This window comes from Methylopila musalis, from assembly GCF_042679725.1.
Taxonomy (GTDB): Bacteria; Pseudomonadota; Alphaproteobacteria; order Rhizobiales; family Methylopilaceae; genus Methylopila; species Methylopila musalis.
In genome coordinates this window covers 1-5,228 of the sequence record NZ_JBHTMX010000194.1, presented here as the reverse complement: position 1 = coordinate 5,228, position 5,228 = coordinate 1, and the positions used below count along the sequence as shown (strand labels likewise).

At 71.6% G+C, this 5,228-nt stretch carries 6 protein-coding genes and 1 pseudogene; 4 read left to right on the top strand and 3 right to left on the bottom strand.

Annotation, left to right across the window (positions count from 1 at the left end; all coding sequences use genetic code 11):
• Positions 1–21 precede the first annotated feature (21 nt).
• From ACFQ4O_RS14815 to ACFQ4O_RS14800, 4 genes are all read left to right on the top strand, one after another.
• A complete protein-coding gene (locus ACFQ4O_RS14815; RefSeq protein ID WP_378776670.1) occupies positions 22–1,149 on the top strand; it encodes a flagellar basal body P-ring protein FlgI in 1,128 nt (375 codons plus the stop codon).
• Positions 1,149–1,487 carry a rod-binding protein gene (locus ACFQ4O_RS14810; RefSeq protein WP_378776668.1) on the top strand — a complete coding sequence of 113 codons (339 nt, stop codon included), beginning with the start codon at positions 1,149–1,151 and terminating at the stop codon, positions 1,485–1,487. The genes ACFQ4O_RS14815 and ACFQ4O_RS14810 overlap by 1 nt, the downstream gene beginning before the upstream one ends.
• On the top strand, positions 1,484–1,960 hold the full coding sequence (locus tag ACFQ4O_RS14805) for a hypothetical protein (protein ID WP_378776666.1): 477 nt from the start codon (positions 1,484–1,486) through the stop codon (positions 1,958–1,960). Before ACFQ4O_RS14810 ends, ACFQ4O_RS14805 begins: the two co-directional genes overlap by 4 nt.
• Positions 1,961–2,110: 150 nt before the next feature.
• Positions 2,111–2,440, top strand: coding sequence for a hypothetical protein (locus ACFQ4O_RS14800; RefSeq protein ID WP_378776664.1), 330 nt, complete (start codon positions 2,111–2,113; stop codon positions 2,438–2,440).
• Positions 2,441–2,610: 170 nt separating this feature from the next.
• Here ACFQ4O_RS14800 and ACFQ4O_RS14795 read toward each other — a convergent pair whose 3' ends face one another.
• The 3 genes and pseudogenes from ACFQ4O_RS14795 to ACFQ4O_RS14785 form a co-directional block, all read right to left on the bottom strand.
• On the bottom strand, positions 2,611–4,272 hold the full coding sequence (locus tag ACFQ4O_RS14795) for a glucan biosynthesis protein (protein ID WP_378776662.1): 1,662 nt from the start codon (positions 4,270–4,272) through the stop codon (positions 2,611–2,613).
• A gap of 262 nt (positions 4,273–4,534) precedes the next feature.
• Positions 4,535–4,657, bottom strand: coding sequence for a hypothetical protein (locus ACFQ4O_RS14790; RefSeq protein WP_378776660.1), 123 nt, complete (start codon positions 4,655–4,657; stop codon positions 4,535–4,537).
• Between the two features lie 251 nt (positions 4,658–4,908).
• Positions 4,909–5,228, bottom strand: a pseudogene (locus ACFQ4O_RS14785) (copper-transporting ATPase); the annotation flags it as partial.

The following is a 5,228-nucleotide window of genomic DNA, read 5'->3' as shown; positions in this document are numbered from 1 at the left end:
GGCTCCGGCGCGGAGGGCGGCGTGCGCGTCGACATCCGCCGGGCCGCGGTCCACGGCCGGCGCGCCTTTCCCGGCGGCGACGACGGCGGCCCGACCCGGGGCGGCGTCACCTCCCGCATCAAGGACCTGACCGACATCGAGGGCGTGCGCGAGAACCAGCTCGTGGGCTACGGCCTCGTGGTCGGCCTCAACGGCTCGGGCGATTCGCTCAACGCCGCGCCCTTCACCAAGCAGAGCCTGCAGTCCATGCTGGAGCGGCTCGGCGTGAACACCCGCGGCGCGACGCTGCGCACCAAGAACGTGGCGGCGGTGATGGTGACCGCCAACCTGCCGCCCTTCGGCACCCAGGGCACCCGCATCGACGTCACCGTCTCCGCGCTCGGCGACGCCACCAGCCTCCAGGGCGGCACGCTGATCGTCACCCCGCTGATGGGCGCGGACGGCGAGGTCTATGCGGTGGCGCAGGGGTCGGTGGCGGTGATCGGCTTCAACGCGCAAGGCGAGGCGGCGCAGATCGTGCGCGGCGTGCCCACCACCGGCCGCATCTCCAACGGCGGCCTGATCGAGCGCGAAATCCCGTTCGCGCTCGCCAATCTCGGCACGGTGCGGCTCGCGCTGCGCAACCCGGACCTGACCACGGCGCGGCGGGTCGCGGCCGCCATCAACGCCTTCATCGGCGCGGGCGTGGCCGAGCCGGTCGACCCCTCCACCGTCACGGTGCAGGTGCCGAAGGGCTACAAGGGCAACCTCATCCAGCTCCTGACCGAGATCGAGCAGCTTAGGGTCGAGCCCGACCAGGTGGCGAAGATCGTGATCGACGAGCGCTCGGGCATCATCGTCATGGGGCAGGACGTGCGGGTCTCCACCGTCGCGGTGGCGCAGGGCAACCTCACCGTCACCATCACCGAGGACCCGATCGTCAGCCAGCCGGAAGCCTTCAGCAACGGCGAGACCGTGGTGGCGCCGCGCACCTCCGTCACCGTGGACGAGGACGCCAACCGCCGGCTCGCGGTGCTGCGCGAGGGCGTGAACCTGCGCCAGCTGGTGGATGGGCTCAACGCCATCGGCGTCGGGCCGCGCGACCTGATCGCCATCCTTCAGGCGATCAAGGCGGCGGGCGCGCTGCAGGCCGAAATCGAGGTGATGTGATGGCGGACGCGACCTCCTCCACGCCTTCCGCCGCCGCCGCTGCGCTGTCGACGGCCAAGGCGTTCTCCGCCCATCCGGGCGCGGCGAAGACGCCCTCGAAGGTGGACGCCGCGGCCGAGGACTTCGAGGCCGTGTTTCTGACGCAGATGGTGCAGACCATGTTCGAGGGCCTCGGCGAGGACGGCCCCTTGGGCGGCGGCAGCACCGGCTCGGACGCCTACCGCTCCATGCTGGCCGACCAGTACGGCCGCTCCATCGCCGCATCCGGCGGGGTGGGCCTCGCCGCCCATGTCCGCTCCGAACTTCTCGCCCTCCAGACCGGGACCGCCACGCCATGATCCGTCGACGCCTCCCCGCCGCCCCCTCCCGGCCGAAGCTCGGCGTGTCCGAGACCGCGGAGCGCCTGTCGCGGCTCGCCGCCACCATGGCCCGGCTGACGGAGGTCATCGCGGAGGAGACCCGGCTCGTGCGCGCCGGCGCCTATCAGGCCGCGGGCGCGCTGGAGAGCTCGAAGGGCGAGCTGTCCAGCCGCTACATGCTCGACATCGGCGCGGTCTCCGCCTCGCGCGAGGCGCTGGCGGCCCAGCCGCAGGAGCAGCTCGCGGAGATCGAGCGGCTGCACGTGACGTTCCGCGCCGCGCTCGAGGAGAACCTCGCGGTGCTCGGCACCGCCCGTTCGGTGGCGGAGAGCCTGATGCGCGGCGTGTCGGAGGAGCTGGCCGCCCGGGAGACGCCGCGCACCTACGGCGCCGACGCCGCCACGCGCCAGCGCCCGCCGAGCGCGCCGGTCGCCCTGTCCCGCCGCAGCTGACGGCGGGGCGGTTTCGAATCACTTTTCGCTAAAATCGCGCGATCCGATCCGGCGCCCGTTAACTGAAAGTTCTAACGTGACCTTAACGCGGGCGCCGGAACATCGGCCATGCGAGAGATCGTCTCTCGCGTCAGCGGCGGGGAGGTCGCCATGGATACGGGCATCGGATCGTTCTCAACTCCGGCGGCAGTGACCCGGCCTGCGCCGCCGCGCGCGCCCGAGCCGTCGCGCGACGTCGCCCCGGCCAACGCCTCCGCCAACGCGACCAGCCGGCCCGCCGTCGTCGCCCCGCTCGCCGACAACGAGCGCCGCGTCGAACTCGACGCCGAGACCAACAGCCTGATCTACCGCACGGTGGAGATCGCGACCGGCGCGGTGCTGTCCCAGACCCCGGACGAGGCCCGGCTGCGGCTGCGCGCCTACATCGACGGCGTCGGCGCCGGCCGGCCCGCCCAGACGCTGGTCAGCGCCACCGCCTGACGGCGCACGCCGGACGCGGACAGCGGCCGCCTCCCCGCGGCCGCGCCCGTTCGCCTGCGCGTTTGAACGAGATGAGCACGACCGGACACGACCGGCGCGCCGTCGGTCAGGCCCCGATCACGGCCCGGTCCCGCCGGCTTCCCGACAGGACCGACGCCTGATCCGGCCGCTCAGACCGGATGGTACTGGTAGAGCCAGGTCTCGGTCAGCACCCGGTCGCCGACCTTGAGATAGCAGCGCAGCTCCACAGGCTCCGGCCCTTCAACCGTCAGGTCGAACTGTGCGCGCCAGTGGCCCTTCACGTCGCTCGGCGTCGCTTCGGCGTAGACGTAGGAGAACGTGCCGCGCGAGGCCGACAGCACCGGCTCCACGGTCTGGCCGTAGGGAATGTCCGCCAGCGGCCCGCCGAGGAACTCGATCATGAACTTGCGCACGCCCTGCGGCCGCGGCAGTCCCGGCTGGCCGCCGCGGCCGAGCCGCGTCGCCACCACGTGGCCGAGGTCGGTCGGGTAGAGCTCGCTGTCCCGCCAGTGCAGCGTGTAGGCGAGCGACAGCGTCGCGCCCGCCTTGGCCGGCTCCGCCGGGATCCAGTAGGCGACGGAGTTGTCGTGGATCTCGTCGTCGGTCGGCAGCTCCACCAGCTGCACCACGCCCTTGCCCCACTGGCCCTCGGGCTCGATCCAGGTGGACGGGCGGTCCTGATACTTCACGCCGTCCTGGTAGTGGTCGAAGCTGCGGTCGCGCTGCAGCAGGCCGAAGCCGCGCGGATTCTCGTCGGTGAAGGACGAGGTCATGATGCGCGGCGGGTTGTTCAGCGGCCGCCAGATGCGCTCGCCCGAGCCGGTCCACATGGCGAGGCCGTCCGAATCGTGCACCTCGGGCCGCCAGTCGATCAGGCCGGGCTTCGCGGTCTCCGAGAACCAGTACATGGAGGTGAGCGCGGCCAGGCCCACGCGCGGCAGGTCGCGGCGCATGGTCACCTGCGCCTCGATCCGCATCACCGTGCCTTCGGTGCGCTGGATGAGGAAGCGGAACGCGCCCGAAAGCGACGGCCCGTCGAGCAGCGCGTAGACCGTCACCGGCTCGCCGTCGGCCTTGGCCGGCTCGAACCAGAACTCGGTGAAGTCCGGAAACTCCTCCGCAGCCCCCGGCTCCGGAAACAGCGCCACGCCGCGGGCCGACATGCCCACCTGGCCGGCGTCGCCGATGGCGCGGAAGTAGGAGGCGCCGAGGAAGGTGGCGAAGGGCTCGCGGGTCTTCCAGTCGCCCTTGTCCGTCACCTCGTCCTTGGCCTCGCGCACCCAGAAGCCCGCGAAGGCGGAGGGCTGGGCCGGCAGGCCCTTGGCGACGTGGTCGGCGGGCATCTGGAAGTAGGACGGGTCGTAGAGCACCTCCCGCGCCTTGCCGTCCGCGACCGCGTGCATGCGCACCGTCTTGGGGAAGAACTGGCCCACATGCATGAAGGTGATCGGATAGGCGCCGGCGGAGCGGGCGTAGAGCGCGTGCTCCGGATCGAACTTCAGCTTGCCGTGGGCGTCGTAGTCGATGCGCTTCACGATCTCGGGGTTCGGCCGGGGCGGCTCCTGATAAAGCTTTGCAGCCTTCGCCTTGGCCAGCGCCTTGAGGCCGTCATAGCTGAACGGCTCGGCGGGGCCGAACCTCAGGTCGTCCGCGCCGGCGGACGCCTTGGCACCATCCTGGGCCGAGGCGGTTCCGCCGAGCAGAACGGCGGCCTGGGCGGCGAGGCCGAGCTGCACCAGCGCGCGCCGGTCAAGCAGCAGAGGCGACCGGCCCTCGGGCGACGGCCGGGAAGAGGAAGCGCTATCTGTCATGGAGCGAACGATCTCGGGCAGGTGCGGAGCCAGCATATGTCAAAAGACGCTTTGGGCGCATTTCGACGTGAGATCGACGGAATTCCAGCGTGTCGCCGGCAGGCTCGCGGTCATGTGAAGCCGCAGGCCCGGTCCCGCCCGGTCTCTCGTCAAGAGCCCTTGGGGCGGGAGATAGGGCGCCGCGCGCGGGAAGCGAAGACGCCTCCGGTCGCGCGGCGCGGAAAAGAGCCTGCGGCGTGCGCGCGCAAGGCTCGCGCCGCGGTCAGCGGCCGTAGGCCGCTTCCATTGGGCTCTTGGCGACGGCTTCGCCCGGAACGCTAAGCGGGAGCGCGGCCACCGCCACGACGACGAACACGATCGAAGACAGGAAAATGAGGACGCGCATGTGCGATTCCGGAAGGCTTGGGGGCGAGACGCGTAAAATTAGCGGTTGAGACTTAACGAACCCGTTACCGCAGTGGCGAAGCGCAGCTTCGCCAAGTCGGCCCTGAAATCGCCTCGCGACCCCCGCTGCGTCAACAACGGGGCAGGCCGGAAATGGTTTCGCACAGGCGAAACGGAAAGAACGCGCAGCTCTGTTGCGCTGCGGTGACGTCGCGCCGGCGCCACAGCGGGACGCCGGTCAGGGCGCCCCGCTCACCGGTCCGGACGCCAGCGGGACAGCCGGAGCGCGTTCAGCACCACGCTCGCCGAAGACAGCGCCATGGCGCCGCCGGCGAGGGCGGGCGACAGCAGGCCGAAGGCCGCGAGCGGAAGGCCGACCACGTTGTAGACGAAGGCCCAGACGAGGTTCTGGCGGATGGTCGCCACCGTGCGGCGGGAGAGATCGAGCGCCGCCGGCGTCAGCAGCGGATCGGGCCGAAGCAGCGCGAGCCCCGCCGTCTCCAGCGCCACGTCCGCGCCGCCGCCCATGGCGACGCCGACGGAGGCGGAGGCGAGCGCCGGGGCGTCGTTCA

What these genes read in the sequence shown, in the direction of transcription:
- ACFQ4O_RS14810 (WP_378776668.1), top strand. Translation starts at nt 1,149, where the DNA reads ATGGCGGACGCGACCTCCTCCACGCCTTCCGCCGCCGCCGCTGCGCTG.
- ACFQ4O_RS14805 (WP_378776666.1), top strand. Translation starts at nt 1,484, where the DNA reads ATGATCCGTCGACGCCTCCCCGCCGCCCCCTCCCGGCCGAAGCTCGGC.
- ACFQ4O_RS14800 (WP_378776664.1), top strand. Translation starts at nt 2,111, where the DNA reads ATGGATACGGGCATCGGATCGTTCTCAACTCCGGCGGCAGTGACCCGG.
- ACFQ4O_RS14795 (WP_378776662.1), bottom strand. Translation starts at nt 4,272, where the DNA reads ATGACAGATAGCGCTTCCTCTTCCCGGCCGTCGCCCGAGGGCCGGTCG.
- ACFQ4O_RS14790 (WP_378776660.1), bottom strand. Translation starts at nt 4,657, where the DNA reads ATGCGCGTCCTCATTTTCCTGTCTTCGATCGTGTTCGTCGTCGTGGCG.